Origin of the sequence: Pseudomonas sp. yb_2 (assembly GCF_043103905.1) — a bacterium.
Classification (GTDB): Bacteria; Pseudomonadota; Gammaproteobacteria; order Pseudomonadales; family Pseudomonadaceae; genus Aquipseudomonas; species Aquipseudomonas alloputida.
This window is the reverse complement of the sequence record NZ_JBICKH010000015.1, coordinates 25,036-44,825: the sequence shown is the minus strand read 5'-3', so window position 1 is coordinate 44,825 and position 19,790 is coordinate 25,036. Positions and strand designations below refer to the sequence as shown.

The window sequence follows — 19,790 nt, the reverse complement described above, 5'->3', positions numbered from 1 at the left end:
CTAGCCGGCCAGCAGGTCCCACGACAGCTTGGCGATCAGCACACACAACAGCACCAGGAACAGCCCGCGGACAAACCCGGCACCCTTGCGTACCGCCAGCCAGGTACCGGTCAGCGCGCCGAGAATGTTGCACACTGCCATGGGCAAGGCTATGGCGTACAGCACGTTGCCCGTCGGCACGAAGAACACCAGCGCCGCCAGGTTGGTGGCAATGTTCACCACCTTGGCCGAAGCCGAGGCGTGCAGGAAGTCCAGGGCAAAGAAGCGGATGAACAGGAAGATCAGGAAGCTACCGGTGCCCGGGCCGAACAGGCCATCGTAGAAGCCGATAGCACCGCCGATCAGCACTGCCAGGCACTGCTCCTTGCGGCCGACCTGGGCAGGTGTGTGCAAGGTGCCGAAGTCCTTCTTGCAGAAGGTGTAGACAGCCATCAGCACGATCAGCACCAGCACCGCCGGGCGCATCACGCTGGGGGGTACCAGCGACACCGTGGCGGCCCCCGCGAACGACATGACAAAGGCACTGAGTGCCGCCGGTACGATCAACCCCCAATCCAGCGTCACTTTACGGATGAACGAGCGGGCCGCGAAGGCCGTGCCGCACACGGACGCCAGTTTGTTGCTGCCGAGCAAGGCGGCCGGTTGCGCGGAGGGCAACACGTTGAACAAGGCCGGGATCTGGATCAGCCCGCCGCCACCCACCGCGGCGTCGATCAACCCAGCGGCGAAGGCGAACACAGAAAGCACAGCAATATCCATCATGATGCGGTTCCAGGCAGTGAAGACGCCTGCAAGGCTAATCAAAGTGGCACACTTGTGTTGAAATGCCATATTGCGATAACTGCAACGAGGAGCAGGCCATGGCACTGGACATGCTGCGGGAAATTCAGGCGTTCGTCAGCGTGGCGCACAAGCGCAGCTTCGTTGCTGCCGCCCGCGCCCTGGGGCGTTCACCCAGCGCAGTTACGCGCGCGGTACAAACCCTGGAAGACAATGCGGGAAGCAAACTGCTCAACCGCAACGCCAACGCCGTCACCCTGACCGAGGCCGGCGAGCGCTTGCTGCCGCATGCCGAACGCTTGCTGGATGTGCAACGCGATGCAGCCGACGAATTGGCCGCGCTCAGCGGCAACGCCCAAGGCTGGATTCGCTTTGCCGCGCCGCAACTGCTGGGAGAGCATGTGCTACCGCAAGTGCTTGCCGAGTTTTCCCGCCGCCACCCTCAGGTGACCCTGGACGTGCAGTACAGCGACGAAGCCCTTGACCCGCTGCAAGGTAAATTCGACTTCGTGGTGCGCGGCGCCTTCCCGCAATCGAGCGAGCTGATCGGCTACCCGCTTTGGCCCTACCGGCGCCACCTGTATGCCAGCCCGGCATATCTGGCCCTGGCTGGCACACCGCAACATCCGGAAGACCTGGATGGACACACCTTGATCCTGCATACCGCGCCACGCATCCTCAAGGCCTGGCACTTTTGCCACAATGACCAGATCACCAGCCTTCGCCCCAGGCCCAGGCTCCGCCTGGGCTCAGGAGGCGCGGTGTACCACAGCACCCTGGCCGGCGCCGGCATCGCTCGCCTTGCCGCCTGGGTCGGCGAAGCACAGGTCAAGGCCGGCCGCCTGGTGCGGGTGTGCCCGCAGTACCGCTTGACGTCCAGTAGCGGCCAGGACCCACAGATGCATGCTGTATACCCTGCCGGCGAGTTGCCGACGCGAGTGCGTGACTTGCTGGCCGCCCTGCGCCGAGCCGGCCCGCTGCACTGAAACAAGCCATGAAACGACTGTTCAAATTCTGCTCAATTTAACAGAGCCCGCCGCGGGTCTGGCTTGCAGCACTTTATCCACAGACCTACCCACGTTTTTTGTGGACAGATTTCCCAGCGTAAAGAACGACTTATCGCACAAGCAGAAAGGCGAATTGGCCAACCTGACCCACTCGATCCACGCCTGCCCTGAGAATGACTTGCACCTGATGCTGACCCAGCAGTGCGATGAAAAAGATGACCGGCCATTGGCCAATAGATTGGGCCCGTCGCTTGGAGTGGACGGGCCGCGCAGGGGAAAACGCAGTTGAACTCAGCTTGGCGGAATGGTGCCAAGAATACCAATCAGAATGGTCAGCAGCAGAAAACCACCCAGGAACAGCGCCAGCTTGCCCATTGGAACCTCTACAGTTGTGATGCGGGAATGGGCATATTGTCGAGCTTGGGCTGATACGGTTACAGATTCAGGTTTATGGAAAAAAAGCGGATCAGATGTGATGCGCAGATGCCGCCGAGCTGGATGCAGCCGCAGTGGTTGACGCTGAGCACGTGTCGCTCGCGGGCCGGCAATTGATACATGAAGTTTCAAAACACGCCTCCAGCTTTGCGCAGTACCTGCGTTGAGTGCGCTGCCCCTCGAAAGCGCCCGAACCCAGCCAATACGGTAGATTGAGTTTGCTTGGGAGGACACGATCTGAAACACGACTTGTAGGATTATTTACCGCACTCCGTAGGAAATGACGCAGCAATGAGTATTGCCTGTATGAAACATCAGTTTCTCCGGCAAATTCGAGCTGCTACGGTCCATTTTTCCTACAACGGTACGGAAGCCTACAGCGTGAGCAAATCATGGACTCGTTCAAAACCTCTGCACTGAAGTTGCAGAAAAATCTGCTTAACCTGCGCGTTGAGCGTGAGCGCTTAAGAGGTGAAGGCAAGGACAAGGAAGCGGATCAACTCACTGGCCCGATCGCGCGGCTTGAGGAGGCCATTTGGCAGCTGCCGGATAGCCTGAAGCCCGACACCTTGCAGTGACCTGCAAGAGCCATTGTCATGCTCCACAGCTCAGGCCTACCCATCCCCTTGCACGAGCAACCTTGCGCTGCGAAGAGCGCGGTAAGGCAAACGACTGCCTTAGGCAGCTATTGCTTCTTCGCAGCATAAGGTTGCTTCGGAAGCCGAGCTGGCGCCGGGTCACCTATCCCCTCAGAACACCTTGATCGTGTAACTCAGAATCAAGCGGTTCTCATCTATATCTGTCCGGTAGTTGGAGCGCGCCATCACATTGCGCACCCGTATCCCAAGCCCGGCCAACGGCCCGCTTTGCACGACGTAGGCCAGGTCCAGGTCACGCTCGCGGTCACGCCCTTCAAAGCCCAGCCCTGTCTCCACGTCCCGCCCCTTCACATAACGCAGGGTCGACGTCAGCCCTGGAAGCCCCAAGGCGACAAAATTGTAATCATGTCGCACCTGCCACGAGCGTTCACCCGGCGCCGAGAACTCATAGGTCGGCAGCGTATTACCCATCGGGTTGGTGTTGGCGCCTACCTGGATAAAGCCGTCATCGCCGCCGATCTGCTGATAGCCCACATAAAAGGTATGCCCGCCGGTCTTGGCCGAGAACAGGCTGAACAGCGCATGGTTATCGTAGTCGCCAGCCACCTTGCTCCCGTCCTCGCGGGCATCGAAGTAGCCGGCATTGACCCCCAGCGTCCAGCTCCCCAGCGGCTCGGCATGCTTGAAGCTATAGAAGCGCTGCTGGTAGATATCCTCCAACTGCGCCTGCCAGACACCGACGCTGGTACGGTTGTCGTTGAAGGCATAGTCGGCACCCACGTAGTTGAACCGGTCGCTGGTAAAACGCGCCAGCCGCGCCGGGTTGATCGGGTCGTTGACCAGCGCGTACATCTTCTGGCTGTTGGACGAGTCGCGCAGGCTGGTGGAGCGGAACTGGCCGGCGCTCAGGGTCAACCCGGCGAACTCGCGCGACTCCAGCATCGCGCCCTGGTATGTCGGCGGCAGCAGGCGCAAATCGCTGAACAGCAGCACCGGCAGGTTGGGCATCAACTCGCCCACTTTCAGCTCGGTTTGCGACACCTTGAACTTGATCGCCGCACCCAGGCGGCTGTATTCGTCCGCCGACTTGCCGCTGTCCAGGCTGGGCAGCAACCCGGACCGGGCATGTTCCGGGCTGCTGTCGAGCTTGAAACCCAGCAGGCCGGTAACATCCACACCCACGCCAAGGGTGCCCTGGGTATAACCGGAGCTGGCATTGAGGATAAACCCCTGCGCCCATTCCTGGGTGCGCGACTGGGTGCTGGCGCCCTTGATATCGGCATAGTCGCGGCTGAAGAAGTAATTGCGCGCCTGCAGCGTGGCGCGGGCACCTTCGATGAAACCGGCCTCTTCTGCCGTGGCCTCTGCACACAAAGCGGCGGCAATACAACCGCCGGCCAGGCGTGCAGACGAAGAAAAACGCGGCGCAGTGAAACCTTGCATAGGGCTACTCCTGGATTTGGGCAACAGCAACCCGGCGCGGCGGCACTGCATGGCCACCGGCGTGCGGGTTGCATCGAGAGAGGTCGGCAGGCGGGCCCCGGCCCGCCTGCCCTGCCGTTGCGTGAAGCGCTGGGCCGCTAGCGGTTGACCAGCTTGGCCGGCAAGGCGATGACCAGGAAGCAGCTGAGGATCAGGCAGCCGGCAAACACCCACAGCGCAGCGTGCGAGGTGCCGGTGAGGTCGGTGACCACGCCCATCAGTGAGTTGCTCACCAGGCCGGCGATGTTGGCTACCGAACAGGCCAGGGCAAAGCCGGTGGCGGCTGCGGTGCCTTTGAGGAAAGTCGCCGGCAGGCTGAAGAACACCGGCACCGCGCCGATGATCGCCGCCGAGGCAATGGCGAACAGCACCACGGTCATCACCAGGTTCTGGCTGAACAAGGTGCTGCTGGCCATGGCGATTGCACCAATGATAAACGGCACGATGATGTGCCAGCGGCGCTCGCGGTGGCGGTCGGAGCTGGCCCCGATCATGAGCATGCCGGCCAGCGCGGCCAGGCTTGGAATGGCCGTGAGCAGGCCGATATGGAAGGTGTCGCTGACGCCCGCATCGCGGATGAAGGTCGGCATCCAGAAGCCCATCGCATAGGCGCTGAGCAGGATCGAAAAGTCGATACCACCGAGCATCCACACCTTAAGGTTGAAGAAGCCATCGCGGAAGCTGTGTTTGCTGTCCTTGCCCTCGGCATCGTCGGCGGCCAGGTCTGCCGCCAGTTGTGCCTTGTCGTCAGCCGACAGCCACTTGGCCTGCTGGAAATGGTTAGGCAATGCCCAGAACGTGAGGATGCCGAGCAAAACGCTGGGGATCGCCTCCAGCAGGAACAGCCACTGCCACCCATGCAAACCTTGAACCTGGTCGAAATGCCCCATGATCCAGCCAGAAATCGGCCCGCCAATCACGCTCGACAACGGCAGCCCGATCATGAACAGGGCAATGATGCGCCCGCGGCGATAGGTGGGGTACCACATGGTCAGGTAGTACAGCACGCCTGGCAGGAAGCCGGCCTCGGCCGCCCCCAGCAGGAAACGCAGGATATAGAACTGGGTGGTGCTGGTGACGAACATGGTGCAGGCCGACAGCAGGCCCCAGGTGATCATGATGCGGGCGATCCACAGCTTGGCGCCAACGCGCTGCAGGATCAGGTTGCTCGGCACTTCGAAGATGATGTAGCCGACGAAGAACAGCCCTGCACCCAGGCCATAGGCCGCTGTGCTGAACTGCAGGTCTTCGAGCATCTGCAGCTTGGCGAAGCCGACATTGATGCGGTCCAGATAAGCTGCGAGGTAGCAGAAACACAAGAAGGGGATGAGCCTCCAGGTGATCTTGCTGTACAGCGCTTTCGTGCCATGGTCGATGTCACTGTGGACCGTGGTTGCATTCGCAATTGGCATTTCCTGTCTCCTGGCGGGCGACTTTGTGGTTGTTTTAAGGCCAGCAGTTTTCGACGCGCCGGGCACGCCGCGCATTCTACGCGGCGGGCCTGGACAGCGCCTGAAGACCCCGAGTGCTCCTGCGGGGCGACCACCCGGACAGCAGGCGGTCATGGACGGGCTTCCCGCACCGGTCCTTGATTGTTATTGGGTAGGCGCTGCCCGGCGTTCAGCCGGCCAGGTGCCTGAGTTGCTGCATGGCATCCTGCCGGGTGACGACATCACCGTACTTGCTGTCGATGTCGAACAGGTTGGCTTCGTGCGGGTCGCTGTGGCGGTCACCGACACACTCGCGCACCACGATGGTTCGAAACCCGTGCTGCATGGCATCCACCGCACTGGCGCGGATGCAGCCGCTGGTCGAGCAGCCAGCCAGCACCACGGTATCCACCCCTTGTGCATGCAGCAGCGGGGCCAGGCTGGTGGCGAAGAAAGCGCTGGCGTACTGTTTGCTCAGCACCACCTCCCCTGCCTGTGGCGCAACGGCCTCGCAAAAGGCTGCCAGCGGGTTGCCTTCGACCATGTCCTTCATCACCGGCGCCTTGCGCACCCACACGCCGCCGTCAGCAAAATGCGGAGGCTGGTAGCGGATGTTGGTATGCACCACCAAGGTACCGCAGTCGCGGGCCAGCGCCAGCAGGCCGGCGGCCTGCTCGACTGCCGCGACCACGCCCGGGGCGTACAGCGGTGCGCCCGGGGTGGTGTAGCCCTGCATGAAGTCGATCATCAGCAGGGCCGGCTTGCGGCCAAAGCCGATGCGCTGGCCCCACACACCCTGGTAGTTGTCACGGGCGCTTTGTGCGTCGCTCATGTCCGTCTCCCGATTTCAGTAGGCGCCCGACAGCAAGGCACCGGCGCCCGGCACGATCGGCTCCAGGTCCAGCGCCTTGAGCATGGCGTAGGTGGTAGCGATTGCAGCGGTGACCACCGGCTTGCCGGTTTGCGCCTCGACCTTGGCCACTGCCGGCAGCGATTGCATCTGCACGCACGCCGACAGCACCACCACATCGACGCCTTCAAGGTCCATGCCGGCGACGATGCCCGGCAGGTTGGCCGGGTCGTGACGGGCCACGGCGAGGTTGTCGGGGATTTCCAGCGCGCGCCAGTCCTGCACCTCGAAGCCTTCCTCGCGGATGTAGTTCACCACCAACTCGGTCAGCGGCTTCATGTACGGCGCGACGATGGCAATGCGCTTGGCCTTCATCACATGCAAGGCCTCGACCAGCGCCCCGGCGCTGGTGATCACCGGTGCCAGTGCATCATTGTCGGCGGTGGCCTGCTGCAGGCGCTTTTCAGATTGGCGGTGATAGCCCAGCCCCATGGCCATGATCGCCACAAGGCAGGCATAGCCCAGCACATCGACCTTGGCGTCGGACAGCTCGACTGCGCAGCGGTCGGACTCGGCGTCCATCGCGGCCAGTTCTTCCTTCTTCACCTGCTTCATGCGCATGCGGCTGGAATGGAAGGTGAACCGCTCGGGGCGGATCGCCTGGCGTGCGTTGAGCATCGCCGGAATTTCGGTTTCCATGGTGGTGTTCGAACTCGGCACGATCTGGCCGATGCGGTATAGCTGGGTCATGTCTCGTGCTCCGTCAGACGAGGGGGTGGTCGAGGAAGTCGCCAAAGGCGGCGAAGAAACCGTCCAGGTCATCCCAGGGGATCATGTGGCCGGCGTTGTCCACGTACGCGACCTGGATATCCGGCTTGAGCTCGCGCATTTCAGCAATGTCACGGGGCTCGATCACTCCACCCCGCCCGGCCACCATCAGCAATGCCGGCTGGCGCACCGCAGGCAGGTACTGGTGGATATCGACCTCGTGGAAATCATCGAAGGCCCGCACGATCGCCGGCTCGTAGCAGGTGTGCAGCCACTCGGCACGCAGGGCCAGCTGCTCGTCGCTCCAGGTGGCACAGAAGGCGCGCATGTCATCGCCGCTCATGCCAACCGTGGCTTGGCGGATCGAATCGACGTACCACGGCAACTTGCTCGGGTAGGCGCGGCGGCCCGGCCCGGACACCGGTGGGTCGACCAGCACCAGCCGCTGCAGTCCCGGTGCCCCTTGGGCGGCTGCGCGGATGGCAAAACGCGCCCCCATCGAGTGACCGAGCAGATGGTAGCTATCCAGGCCCAGCGCGGCGGCAAAGGCGGGAATATCCGCAGCACAAGCGTCGGTGCCGTAGTCCAGGTCGGGGCCGCTTGAAGACAAGCCACGCCCGCGCACATCCAGCACATAGGTGTCGAAATAATGCCCAAGGCGCTCGGCGACAAAGCCCCAGGTGATCGCTGGGCTGGTGATGCCCGGCACCAGGATCAGCGCATGGCCCTTGCCGCCATAGCGCAGGTAATGCTGGCGGATGCCATTGGCGCTGACGTTACCACCAGCGACGAAGGTGCTCATGCCGCCTCCCCGCTTTCAAGCTGCTGCCCATAGAGGTCGTAGCCGTAAACCCAGGCTGGATCTTCCTGGCTGTAGAGCCAGGTGTTGGCGTTGGATACCGATTGCACCTGCGATGCCCGCTCTTTGCGGTTGGCTTCATACAACGCGAACGCCGTGCGGTGGTCGGACAGCCCGGTCTCCTGCAGGCAGCGGGTCAGCATGGCCGCGTCCTCGATGGCCATGCACGCGCCCTGGGCCATGTGTGGCTTCATCGGGTGGCAGGCGTCGCCCAGCAGCACCAGGCGGCCACGGCTCCACAACGGCAACGGGTTGCGGTTGCGCAGCGGCCACTTGGTGATCGATTCGGTAGCGTCGATCAGCTTCTGCACCGTGGGGTGGTAGCCTTCGAAGGCTGCGCGCATTTCTTCCTGGCTGCTGTCGACGAACGCACCCTGGAAGTCCCAGGCTTCATGTGGCACGCCGGTGACGAAGTAATACTCGTCGCGCTTGCCGGTGGTGTAGTAGACCATCATGTGGCGGTCTTCGGACCACCATTTGACGCAGGGCTCGAACACATCGGCATGCTGTGCCAGGTTCACCCCGCGAATCAGTGCACGGTGCGCGACCCAGCCGCTGTAGATCGGCGCTTCAGCCCCCAGCAACTCTTCACGGATCTTCGAGTGGATGCCGTCGGCCCCGATGACGATGTCGGCCACGGTGTGGGTGCCGTCGGCGAAGTCCAGGCGCACTTGGTCACCTTCGTCGACGATCTTTTCCAGGCGCTTGCCGAAGTGCACGGTGCCCGGCTGGATGGCCTCGATCTGCAGGGCGTGCAGGTCGCCACGGTGGATGGTGATGTAGGCAGCGCCGTATTCGCGGCGGGCAAACTCGCCCAGCGGAATGCGCGACAGGTAATCACCGGTATTGCCGTCGCGGCTGAACCAGAAGTCCGGGTGCGAGCCCATCAGCTCCAGCTTCTGCTCCAGCCCCATGCGGCGGAAGATTTTCATCACGTTAGGGCCGATATGAATGCCTGCGCCCAGGCGGGTGAACGCCGGAGCCTGTTCGAATACCTCGACATCGAACCCGGCCTGTTGCAGCAATGTGGCGGCGGCTGCCCCACCCAGACCTGCACCGACGATTGCGATTTTCTGCCTACCCCGCATGGGTATGTCTCCTCTTGTTCTGATAGGTGGCCAGCGGCTCAACCGCCTGACGATTTAGAGCGTATACGCTACAAATGACCTTTGAAAAGAGCCAGCTGAAAATATTTTTCAAACAGCTGATCGAAACGAAATCCGGTTGATTGTTACCGTAAATACTGGTCAATGTGTGGATAGGTAACGTTTGAACAGATCACTTGCGCTCGCTGGCAGGATGCGTTTTCATCTGCACAAGTAGGGTGTACACACTATTATTTTGCACCGAGATGCAGCACCAGGCACTGCCATGGTGCGCCCCTGTCAACGCCACCCAGGAGAACCCCGATGCCGGTGAGCAATGCACAACTGACCCAGATGTTCGAGCACGTACTGAAGCTGTCTCGAGTGGACGAAACGCAGAGCGTGGCCGTGCTCAAGAGCCACTACTCCGACCCGCGCACGGTCAACGCCGCCATGGAGGCCGCCCAGCGTTTGAAGGCCAAGGTGTATGCGGTAGAGCTGCCGGCGTTCAACCACCCGACCGCCATGGGCAACGACATGACGGCCTACTGCGGCGACACCGCGCTGACCGGCAACCTGGCGGCGCAGCGGGCGCTGGAAGCCGCCGACCTGGTCGTCGACACCATGATGCTGCTGCACTCGCCCGAGCAGGAGCAGATTCTCAAGACCGGCACGCGCATCCTGCTGGCCGTGGAGCCACCCGAGGTGCTGGCGCGCATGCTGCCGACCGAAGACGACAAACGCCGGGTGCTGGCTGCCGAAACCCTGTTGAAACAGGCGCGCAGCCTGCATGTGCGGTCCAAGGCCGGTAGCGACTTCCACGCCCCGCTCGGCCAGTACCCGGCCGTGACTGAGTACGGCTATGCCGACGAACCGGGGCGCTGGGACCACTGGCCCAGCGGCTTTCTGTTCACCTGGCCGAACGAGGACAGCGCCGAGGGCACGCTGGTGCTGGACGTGGGTGACATCATCCTGCCGTTCAAGAACTATTGCCGCGAGCGCATCACCCTGGAAATCGAAAAAGGCTTCATCACCGGCATACATGGCGGCTTCGAGGCCGAGTACCTGCGTGACTACATGAAATACTTCAACGACCCCGAGGTATACGGCATCTCGCACATAGGCTGGGGCCTGCAGCCGCGCGCGCAATGGACGGCCATGGGCCTGCACGACCGCAACGACGGCATGTGCATGGATGCCCGTGCGTTCTACGGCAACTTCCTGTTCTCCACCGGCCCCAACACCGAGGTCGGCGGCAAGCGCAAGACCCCGTGCCACCTGGACATCCCGCTGCGCAACTGCGATATCTACCTGGATGACAAGGCGGTAGTGCTGGCCGGCGACGTGGTTGCACCAGAGGAGTCGCGAGCGCGATAGGGGTTATACTGGCCGGGCGCTCCGCTATTGGCGGCCGGCCAGCCTCTTTCCACCCAGCCCAAGCCATCCTATGTCGAAAAAAACCACCCCCAGCAGCGCCCCGCTCGACAACACCACCTACGACGTTACCGAACAGGTCGGGCACTTGCTGCGCAAGGCCTACCAACGGCACACGGCGATCTTCCAGCAGCAGGCCTGCGACCCGCAGCTTACCTCGATCCAGTTCGTCACCCTGTGCGCCCTGCGCGATCACGGCCCCAGCTCCCAGGCCGAACTGATCAAGGCCACCGCGGTGGACCAGGCAACCATCCGCGGCATCGTCGAGCGCCTGAAGGCGCGCGAGCTGGTGCAGCTTTCGCCAGACCCGGGCGACCGGCGCAAGGTCATCGTCGAACTCACCGAAAGCGGCGCGGCCTTGCTCGATGCAATGATCCCCTGCGCCCGGCAGATCAGCGAACTGAGCATGGGCAGCCTGAATGCCGGGGAGCGCGTAGCCATTTTGTACCTGCTGCGCAAGATGATCGACAGCGACGAGAACGCGGGCTGAAAATTGTTGTGACTGCCGCGGTGGCCGTCACAGATACGCGGCCTGAGAGATCAAGCGCATCGCGAGCAAGCTCGCTCACATTGGACACGCATCGGTGGTTGGACACAGGCCGCCGTAGGAGCGGGTTCACCCGCGAATGGGCCGGCCAATCTCCACCTGCCGATCACCGTTGCCGCCACCACCGTATTCGCGGGTAAACCCGCTCCTACACACACAAACTCGGGGGTTCGGCACAGCGCGATGCGCCGCGCGGCGGCGCTCGGTTTCCCGGGCGCCGACAATCTTCATCCCTGCCCCACCATCACAGTTCTCTGCAAATTCATCTCTGGCCTGCTTCTTGCTCACTCATTTCATGTAGTGAGTACTTACCGAAACGCTCGCGTCATTTGAGTCCTTTGGTAGCGCAAGCAACCTCCAGAGATGAGCCAATAATGCAAACAACCATCTCCCTGCAGGTCAACGGCCAGCCCGTCGAAGTCAGCGCCATGCCTGACACCCCGCTGCTGCTGATCCTGCGCAACGACCTGTGCCTGAACGGCCCCAAGTACGGCTGCGGCCTGGGCGAATGCGGGGCGTGTACGGTGATCATCGACGGCGTGGCCGCCCGCTCCTGCGTCATCCCCTTGGCCGGCGCCGCCGGCCGCAATATCACCACCCTCGAAGGGCTGGGCAGCAAGGCCGCACCGCACCCCGTGCAACAGGCGTTCATCGACGAGCAGGCGGCCCAGTGTGGTTACTGCATGAACGGCATGATCATGACCGCCAAGGCCCTGCTCGATCGCATTCCCGAGCCCAGCGACGAACAGATTCGCAATGAGCTGTCCGGCAACCTGTGCCGCTGCGGCACCCACGTCGAAATCCTGCGCGCCGTGCGCCGCGCTGCCGAGACCCGGAGAAAGCCATGAACCACTCACAACAGGTGCCCAGCCGCGACCAACTGCTGGCCAAGACCGGCGTGTTGCTGATCGTCGACCAGATCACCCCGCCCTCAGGCCCTGTGGCCAAGGGCGTGACACCTACAGTCAAGGAACGTGAGCTGGCACTGTTCATCGCGGTCAGCGACGACGGCATGCTCTACGCCTTCAATGGTCATGTCGACCTGGGCACTGGCATCCGTACCTCGCTGGCGCAAATCGTCGCCGAAGAGCTGGACCTGCGCATGGACCAGGTGCACATGGTGCTGGGCGACACCGAGCGGGCACCCAACCAGGGCGCGACCATTGCCAGCGCCACCCTGCAGATTTCCGCGGTACCGCTGCGCAAGGCCGCAGCCACAGCGCGACGCTATCTGTTGCAACAGGCCGCCCTACGCCTTGGCTGCCCGCCCGAAATGCTGCGCATTGAAGACGGCACGGTTATCGCCAGTAACGGCAGCACGCTGAGCTTTGCCGAACTGGTGCAAGGCAAGAACCACCAGCTGCACATTGCCGACGACGCCCCGCTCAAGGCCATCGAGGACTACCGCCTGGTCGGGCGCAGCGCCCCTCGAGTAGACATCCCTGGCAAGGCCACCGGCGAGCTGACCTATGTGCACGACATGCGCCTGCCCAACATGCTTCACGGTCGGGTCATCCGCCCGCCCTATGCCGGCCATGACAGCGGCGACTTTGTCGGCAACAGCTTGCTGGCGGTGGATGAGTCTTCCATCGCCCATCTACCCGGCGTGGTCGCCGTGGTGGTCATCCGCGACTTCGTCGGTGTGGTGGCAGAGCGCGAAGAGCAAGCCATCCGTGCAGCCCATGAGCTGAAAGTCAGCTGGAAGCCATTCACAGGCAAGCTGCCCGACCTTAGCGATGTCGCCCAGGCCATCCGCGACAACCCGCGCGTGCAGCGCACCGTGCTGGACCAGGGCGATGTCGACGGCGGTATCGCCAATGCCAGCCAGCGCCTGAGCCGCAGCTACCTGTGGCCTTACCAGCTGCACGCATCGATCGGCCCATCATGTGCACTGGCCGACTTCACCGCAGGGCAGATCCGCGTGTGGTCAGGTACGCAGAACCCGCACCTGCTGCGCGCAGACCTGGCCTGGCTGCTGGCGTGCGCTGAAGCACGCATCGAGATCATTCGCATGGAAGCAGCCGGTTGTTATGGCCGCAACTGCGCCGATGACGTGTGCGCCGACGCGGTGCTGCTGTCGCGTGCGGTGCAGCGCCCGGTGCGGGTGCAGCTGACCCGCGAACAGGAACACGTGTGGGAGCCCAAGGGCACCGCGCAACTGATGGAAATCGACGGCGGCCTGAACGCCGATGGCAGCGTGGCCGCCTATGACTTCCAGACCAGCTACCCGTCCAATGGCGCGCCCACCCTGGCCCTGCTGCTGACCGGTGCCGTGGAACCGGTGCCGGCGCTGTTCGAGATGGGCGATCGCACGTCGATCCCGCCTTACGATTACGAACACATGCGCGTCACCATCAATGACATGACGCCACTGGTGCGTGCCTCATGGATGCGGGGTGTGTCGGCCATGCCCAACAGCTTCGCCCATGAGTCGTACATCGATGAACTGGCCTTCGCCGCTGGCGTCGACCCGGTCGAATATCGCCTCAAGCACCTGTCCGACCCGCGCGCCATCGACCTGGTCAAAGCCACTGCTGAACGCGCGCAATGGCAGCCACATACCCGGCCCATGCAGACACAGGCCGAAGGTGATGTGCTGCGCGGCCGGGGTTTTGCCTATGCGCGCTATATCCACAGTAAATTTCCCGGCTTCGGCGCGGCCTGGGCAGCCTGGGTGGCTGATGTCGCAGTGGACCGGCGCACGGGCGAAGTGGCCGTCACCCGCGTGGTGATCGGCCACGATGCCGGGATGATGGTCAACCCCGAGGGTGTGCGTCACCAGATCCACGGTAACGTCATCCAGTCCACCAGCCGGGTGCTCAAGGAGCAGGTCAGTTTCGAAGAATCGACAGTGGCGAGCAAGGAATGGGGCGGCTACCCGATCCTGACCTTCCCCGAGCTGCCGGCTATCGACGTGATGATGCTGCCGCGCCAGCACGAGCCGCCAATGGGCAGTGGCGAGTCAGCCTCGGTACCCAGCGCAGCGGCCATCGCCAATGCCATTTTCGACGCCACCGGCATTCGTTTTCGCGAGCTGCCGATCACAGCCGAACGCGTGCGTGCTGCGCTCGGTGGCGAAGGCCAAGGGCCAGATGCGCCCGCGCCAGCGCAGCCGTCAACCAAGCGTTCGAAGTGGTGGTTCGGCTCGCTGGCCGGGGTGTTCGGCGCCGCATTGGGCATGCTTGCCACCGCCTTGCCCTGGCGCGCCGAAATCGCCCCGGTAACGCCACCTGGTGTCGGCAGCTGGAGCGCCGCCATGCTCGAGCGCGGGCGCCAGGTGGCGGCGGCCGGCGACTGCGCCGTGTGCCATACGGTCAGCGGCGGCAAGGCCAATGCCGGGGGGCTGGCAATGGATACGCCTTTCGGCACGTTGTACAGCACCAATATCACCCCCGACCCGGAAACCGGTATCGGCCGCTGGTCCTTCGCCGCCTTCGAGCGGGCCATGCGCGAAGGTATCAGCCGCGATGGCCGGCACCTGTACCCGGCGTTTCCCTACACCTCGTTTCGCAACATCAACGACGCCGACATGCAAGCGCTGTATGCCTACCTGATGTCGCAAACACCGGTACGCCAGGAAGCGCCCGCCAACCAGATGCGCTTCCCGTTCAACCAGCGGCCGCTGATGGCCGGCTGGAATGCGCTGTTTCTGCAACGCGGCGAATACCAGCCCGACCCGCAGCGCAGCGCGCAGTGGAACCGCGGTGCCTACCTGGTCGACGGCCTGGGCCACTGCACGGCCTGCCATTCGCCGCGCAACCTGATGGGCGCAGAAAAAGGCGGTAGCAGCTACCTTGCTGGCGGCATGGTCGATGGCTGGGAGGCCCCGGCCTTGAATGCCCTGGGCAAGTCATCGACGCCGTGGAGCGAAGACGAGTTGTTCAACTACCTCAGCACCGGCTTCTCCGAAAAACACGGCGTGGCGGCCGGCCCCATGGGCCCGGTGGTCAGTGAGCTTGCCACCCTGCCAAAAAGCGACGTGCGCGCCATCGCCCACTACCTCAGTTCCCTGGAGGGCGAGCCGCAGGCACTGGCCGCCAATGCCGCGCCCCAGGTGGACACGCACGTGTCGCTGAGCAACGGCGAGCGGGTATTCAAAGGTGCGTGCCTGGGCTGCCACAGTGATGGGCTGGGGCCGAAGTTGTTTGGCGTCAGCCCGTCGATGGCGGTCAACAGCAACGTCCACAGCGACCTGCCGGACAACCTGCTGCGCGTGGTGCTGCACGGCATTCCGACGCCGGCAACCCGCGACCTGGGCTACATGCCTGGTTTCAAGGACAGCCTGTCGGACCGCCAGGTAGCCGACCTCGCGGCCTACCTGCGCCATCGTTTTGCCGCCGACAAACCGGCCTGGCAAGGGCTGGCGTCCAAGGCTGCGCAGGTACGCGCCAACCCTGGCAGCCACTGAGGCTCAGCGGCGCAAGCCGCGCAGCGCAAGGTCACTGATGAAGGTCAGCCAATCGGCTTTGGCCTGTTTGTCGGCCAGGTCCACGGCCAGGAACGAGCTGAGCGTATGGCGGTTGGAGTTATAGAAGTAGCAGAGCGAGGCAATCATCAGGTAGGCGTGGGTAATGCAGATATCGTCACGGAACAGGCCCTTTGCCTGTCCTGCCTCGATGATCGGCCGCAGCACGCCGACCGCTTCGCCGGACAGCGCCCTGAGGTTTTGCGACTTGCGCGCGTGCAAGCCCTGGTGAAGGTTTTCGGTGGCGAGGATGGTGACGAATTCGGGGTGGCGCACATAATAGTCCCAGATAAACGCCACCAGCTCGCGCAGGGCCTGCTCAGGGTCGGCGAGGTCGAGGCGCAGCTTCGCTTCGGCCTGGTTGAAGCTGGCATAGATGTGTTCCAGCACACTGATGAACAGCTTTTCCTTGCTACCGAAGTAGTAATAGATCATCCGGTCGTTGGAGTTGGCCAGCGTGGAGATCTGCTCGATGCGCCCGCCAGTGAAGCCTTCCTTGCTGAAGACCTTCACTGCGGCCTTGAGAATATTGTCCCGGGTGCGGTCGGCCTGCTGGGCGCGAACACCGGTTTTGCGAGTTTGCATGTAGGTCCCTGTGGGGCTGGCCAGATACCCAACACTGCCACAGACATTGAGCCATTGCGCGGCTTTTTCGACTGGGCAAACCCGCTCTCCGTCCGCTACCGGCCTGGAAGTCAGCAGTCATCGGGGCTGGCTTGCACCTGATCATTGGCAGGTACAGCCAGCCGGATCATGACGGGCTCCCGGGTTACCGGACAGGTACGTTACTCAAGCAGCGACGCCTCGTTCGCCATCATCACTGACTTCGAACTGCCCCACCAGCTTCTGCAACTTGCCAGCATCCACCTTCACCTTCTGCGCACTGCTTTGCAGCACCAGGGCGGTCTGGCGCATCTCGCTGGAGGACTGGTTGACCTGCTCGATCGTCTTGCCGTATTCCACGCTGCGACGGTTGAGCTGCTGGATAATGGCGAACATGCTCTCCACCGCCTGGTGCAGCTGTACATTTTCGGAAGAAGCGTCCTCCGCCAGGCGCAGGCTGTTGTCGACGTCCTGCACGCCCTGCTCCATGAAGCTTACCGCCTGCCGGGTTTCGCCCTGCAGGCTCTCGACCATGTGGCGAATGTCGTCGGCGGCACGCGAGGTGCGTGCGGCCAGGCTGCGCACCTCGTCGGCCACCACCGCGAAGCCACGGCCATGCTCCCCGGCACGCGCCGCCTCGATGGCGGCATTGAGCGCCAGCAGGTTGGTCTGGTTGGTGATTTCGCTGATCAACCCGGTGATGTTGTCGATCTCGACCATGCGGCTGTCGAGCCGCTGCACGCTGGATGATGAGCGCGCCACCACATCGCGGATCGACTGCGTGCCCGCCTGCACCGCCTGGTACTGCGCGCGTGCGCGGCTGACCACTTCGTCCATGGCCTGCTTCATCTGCTCGGCGCTGACCGAGGCCTGCTGCAGTTCGCCGAGTTGCTCTTCCATGATGATCATCATCTGGTGCACGGCGTCGGCCACGTCGGCGGAGCTTACGCTGGCCTCCTGGCTGCGCCCGAGCATCATCTGGTTGGTGCTGCCGACCGTGCGGCTGGCCTTGACCACCTGCCCGACCACCGCGTCCAGGCGGTCGATGAAGCTGTTGATCCAGCGTGCCATGTCGCCGCTCTCATCATTGGCCAAGGTGCTGGTATCCAGGCGCTGGCGCAGGTTGCCTTCACCCTCGGCGATGGTGCATAGCACACTGCTCATACCATTCAACCTCGCGGCCAGGCGCTTGGGCCCGAGCACGCCAAACAACAAGGTGGCGCCCAGCATGCTCAAGGCCTCGATCACGTCAGTCAGTCCTTGCGGCAGGCCTGCATAGTGCTGCACCAGGTAATTGCAGCCGAACAGCCCCGCCATGATCGCCACATAGGGTTTCATCAACCCGTAGCTCAGCGAACGCCGGCGGTAGACCTCCTCCAGGTCCGCCTCGCACATCATGCCCCAGCGGTCGGGCGAGCCCGGCAACTGGAAGGTAACGCCCTTGCCCACCACTGGCACATGACGGTAGTCCGAATAGCCGGGGTAGGTCACGAACAGGTTGGCACCCCGCCTGATCGTCTCCCTCACGCCAGGGTGCAGTTCCCGCGTGGAAGGGTCGGTGAAACGAAGCTCCAGCTCGGTATGGCGCTGGACCTGTACAGTGGCCCAGGGCGTGTGCACACCGTTCTTGAGGTTTTCGCCATGGGTGAAAGTGGCGTCCTCGAAACGCGAGCGGGACAACGCGGTACCGGGCTGTATGCCAGGGTCGAAGCGCGATTGCGCCATGAACAGGTAGTTGTCGCCCGACTCGGGGTAAATGTGCCCTGCCTCGCGCTGGATCAGGTCACCCAGCACATCGTTGGGCACCCGCCCACACAGACAACCCAGCACTTTGCCCTCGTGCATGAGGGGCTGGTAGAACATCAACGTGACTTCATCGTGGAAGCGCGAGGAAGACGGGCCGATCTGCAAGGTCAGCGAGTCGCTGTAGGGCCCGTGCAGAAACGGTGCTTTCAGCCCCTGCGCCAGAGCTGCCAAATACTCGATACGTGGCGTGCCACGCTGGGGCCAGGTCGAAGCGGTGACGCTGCCGTGCACATCGACGACAAACAGTTCGGAAAAGTCCTCCGCCTGGGCCAGCGTGTTGCGCAACATCGCGCTATCGACTTGAGCGAGCCCGGGCGCCACCTGCTCGGCCAGGTCGGCCAGGTGCTCCCACTGTTCGCGCACCCACTCATGCAGCAACTGCACTCGGGTCTGGGCGATGGCTTCGAAGGTTTGCTCGACCTGCGGGTAACTGGCCCGGTTAAGGCGGCACGCCCAGCCCATGCTGAATTTGCCGGTTTTGCCGAACCACGGCAGCCAGCCCTTTTCACTCGACGATAACTGCATCGAACCACTGGAAAGCGACATTATCTTCACCATACGCGACATCGAATGGCAATCTGATAGCAAGTCGCACGCCAACGGCGGGAGGCGTGATTAATCGGCGATCCCGCGGAGTGGATGCACTTCTTCAGTGCAAGATGCCGGCAGGCAACTCCGGAACGCACCAGCCACGGGCAAAAATGAGCGGTTTAAGCATTCAACTGAAATGAGGCAAATAGCCTCCAGAACTGCTCGCAGATCGCACAACAGTTCGATAATCGCACAAATTCAGCCAAACCCTCTCTACTGTTGCCCTATCTTGCGGCACGCTATAGCGAAAGTCAGCAAGCCATTTCAAGTGCTGACAGGCCCCATCGCTTCACGCGCTCCGGCCAGCCCGACAACCACAACTCCAGGAACAACCAGGAGCTCGCCTTGATCAATAAAACGTACGAGTCCATCGCCAGCGCGGTGGAAGGGATTACCGACGGTTCGACCATCATGGTCGGTGGCTTCGGCACGGCTGGCATGCCGTCCGAGCTGATCGATGGCCTCATTGCCACCGGTGCCCGCGACCTGACCATCATCAGCAACAACGCCGGCAACGGCGAGATCGGCCTGGCCGCCCTGCTCATGGCAGGCAGCGTGCGCAAGGTGGTCTGCTCGTTCCCGCGCCAGTCCGACTCCTACGTGTTCGACGAACTGTACCGCGCCGGCAAGATCGAGCTGGAAGTGGTCCCGCAGGGCAACCTGGCCGAGCGTATCCGCGCCGCAGGCTCCGGCATTGGTGCGTTCTTCTCGCCAACCGGCTACGGCACCCTGCTGGCCGAGGGCAAGGAAACCCGTGAGATCGATGGCCGCATGTACGTGCTGGAAATGCCGCTGCACGCCGACTTCGCACTGATCAAGGCGCACAAGGGTGACCGTTGGGGCAACCTGACCTACCGCAAGGCCGCCCGCAACTTCGGCCCGATCATGGCCATGGCTGCCAAGACCGCCATCGCCCAGGTCGACCAGGTCGTCGAACTCGGTGAACTGGACCCGGAACACATCATCACCCCGGGTATCTTCGTCCAGCGCGTGGTCGCCGTCACCGGTGCTGCCGCTTCTTCGATTGCCAAAGCTGTCTGAGGCCTGCC

The 19,790-nt window shown here is 63.0% G+C and carries 17 protein-coding genes; 7 read left to right on the top strand and 10 right to left on the bottom strand.

Annotation, left to right across the window (positions count from 1 at the left end; all coding sequences use genetic code 11):
* A complete protein-coding gene (locus ACF8FB_RS03025; RefSeq protein WP_010954755.1) occupies positions 1-762 on the bottom strand; it encodes a TSUP family transporter in 762 nt (253 codons plus the stop codon).
* A 98-nt stretch (positions 763-860) separates the two neighbouring features.
* Between ACF8FB_RS03025 and ACF8FB_RS03020 the strand changes: the two genes are divergently transcribed.
* Complete coding sequence (locus tag ACF8FB_RS03020; RefSeq protein ID WP_049587744.1) at positions 861-1,766, top strand: LysR family transcriptional regulator; 906 nt, start codon at positions 861-863, stop codon at positions 1,764-1,766.
* A 312-nt stretch (positions 1,767-2,078) separates the two neighbouring features.
* Here ACF8FB_RS03020 and ACF8FB_RS03015 read toward each other — a convergent pair whose 3' ends face one another.
* Entirely contained in the window at positions 2,079-2,354 is a 276-nt protein-coding gene (locus ACF8FB_RS03015) for a hypothetical protein (RefSeq protein ID WP_172835027.1), read from the bottom strand.
* 260 nt (positions 2,355-2,614) lie between these two features.
* On the opposite strand from ACF8FB_RS03015, the gene ACF8FB_RS03010 reads away from it, so the two are divergent.
* Entirely contained in the window at positions 2,615-2,800 is a 186-nt protein-coding gene (locus ACF8FB_RS03010; RefSeq protein WP_049587743.1) for a hypothetical protein, read from the top strand.
* Positions 2,801-2,971: 171 nt separating this feature from the next.
* Here ACF8FB_RS03010 and ACF8FB_RS03005 read toward each other — a convergent pair whose 3' ends face one another.
* The 6 genes from ACF8FB_RS03005 to nicC form a co-directional block, all read right to left on the bottom strand.
* Positions 2,972-4,264 (bottom strand): OprD family porin, encoded by a 1,293-nt coding sequence (locus tag ACF8FB_RS03005; protein WP_010954761.1) that lies wholly within the window; start codon positions 4,262-4,264, stop codon positions 2,972-2,974.
* 137 nt (positions 4,265-4,401) lie between these two features.
* The gene (locus ACF8FB_RS03000) at positions 4,402-5,715 is read right to left on the bottom strand and encodes an MFS transporter (protein ID WP_003251108.1); all 1,314 of its coding nucleotides are present in this window, start codon (positions 5,713-5,715) and stop codon (positions 4,402-4,404) included.
* A 208-nt stretch (positions 5,716-5,923) separates the two neighbouring features.
* Positions 5,924-6,565, bottom strand: coding sequence for an N-carbamoylsarcosine amidohydrolase (locus ACF8FB_RS02995; protein WP_003251109.1), 642 nt, complete (start codon positions 6,563-6,565; stop codon positions 5,924-5,926).
* Between the two features lie 15 nt (positions 6,566-6,580).
* A complete protein-coding gene (locus ACF8FB_RS02990; protein ID WP_003251112.1) occupies positions 6,581-7,333 on the bottom strand; it encodes a maleate isomerase in 753 nt (250 codons plus the stop codon).
* 13 nt (positions 7,334-7,346) lie between these two features.
* A complete protein-coding gene (nicD, locus tag ACF8FB_RS02985; RefSeq protein ID WP_010954762.1) occupies positions 7,347-8,153 on the bottom strand; it encodes an N-formylmaleamate deformylase in 807 nt (268 codons plus the stop codon).
* On the bottom strand, positions 8,150-9,298 hold the full coding sequence (gene nicC, locus ACF8FB_RS02980) for a 6-hydroxynicotinate 3-monooxygenase (RefSeq protein ID WP_010954763.1): 1,149 nt from the start codon (positions 9,296-9,298) through the stop codon (positions 8,150-8,152). Before nicC ends, nicD begins: the two co-directional genes overlap by 4 nt.
* A gap of 321 nt (positions 9,299-9,619) precedes the next feature.
* On the opposite strand from nicC, the gene ACF8FB_RS02975 reads away from it, so the two are divergent.
* The 4 genes from ACF8FB_RS02975 to ACF8FB_RS02960 all read left to right on the top strand — a co-directional run bounded on the left by ACF8FB_RS02975 (position 9,620) and on the right by ACF8FB_RS02960 (position 15,684).
* Positions 9,620-10,672 carry a 2,5-dihydroxypyridine 5,6-dioxygenase gene (locus ACF8FB_RS02975; protein WP_004577272.1) on the top strand — a complete coding sequence of 351 codons (1,053 nt, stop codon included), beginning with the start codon at positions 9,620-9,622 and terminating at the stop codon, positions 10,670-10,672.
* A 70-nt stretch (positions 10,673-10,742) separates the two neighbouring features.
* Entirely contained in the window at positions 10,743-11,219 is a 477-nt protein-coding gene (locus tag ACF8FB_RS02970; protein WP_350298065.1) for a MarR family winged helix-turn-helix transcriptional regulator, read from the top strand.
* A 431-nt stretch (positions 11,220-11,650) separates the two neighbouring features.
* On the top strand, positions 11,651-12,124 hold the full coding sequence (locus ACF8FB_RS02965) for a (2Fe-2S)-binding protein (protein WP_064491887.1): 474 nt from the start codon (positions 11,651-11,653) through the stop codon (positions 12,122-12,124).
* Entirely contained in the window at positions 12,121-15,684 is a 3,564-nt protein-coding gene (locus ACF8FB_RS02960) for a molybdopterin cofactor-binding domain-containing protein (protein WP_392510997.1), read from the top strand. The genes ACF8FB_RS02965 and ACF8FB_RS02960 overlap by 4 nt, the downstream gene beginning before the upstream one ends.
* A 3-nt stretch (positions 15,685-15,687) precedes the next feature.
* Here the strand turns inward: ACF8FB_RS02960 and ACF8FB_RS02955 are convergent, their stop codons facing one another.
* Both ACF8FB_RS02955 and ACF8FB_RS02950 read right to left on the bottom strand, forming a co-directional pair.
* Positions 15,688-16,326, bottom strand: coding sequence for a TetR family transcriptional regulator (locus ACF8FB_RS02955; RefSeq protein WP_392510831.1), 639 nt, complete (start codon positions 16,324-16,326; stop codon positions 15,688-15,690).
* 204 nt (positions 16,327-16,530) lie between these two features.
* Positions 16,531-17,181 carry a methyl-accepting chemotaxis protein gene (locus ACF8FB_RS02950; protein WP_370688786.1) on the bottom strand — a complete coding sequence of 217 codons (651 nt, stop codon included), beginning with the start codon at positions 17,179-17,181 and terminating at the stop codon, positions 16,531-16,533.
* A 1,905-nt stretch (positions 17,182-19,086) separates the two neighbouring features.
* Between ACF8FB_RS02950 and ACF8FB_RS02945 the strand changes: the two genes are divergently transcribed.
* The gene (locus tag ACF8FB_RS02945) at positions 19,087-19,782 is read left to right on the top strand and encodes a 3-oxoacid CoA-transferase subunit A (RefSeq protein WP_010954768.1); all 696 of its coding nucleotides are present in this window, start codon (positions 19,087-19,089) and stop codon (positions 19,780-19,782) included.
* The last annotated feature ends 8 nt before the right edge of the window (positions 19,783-19,790 follow it).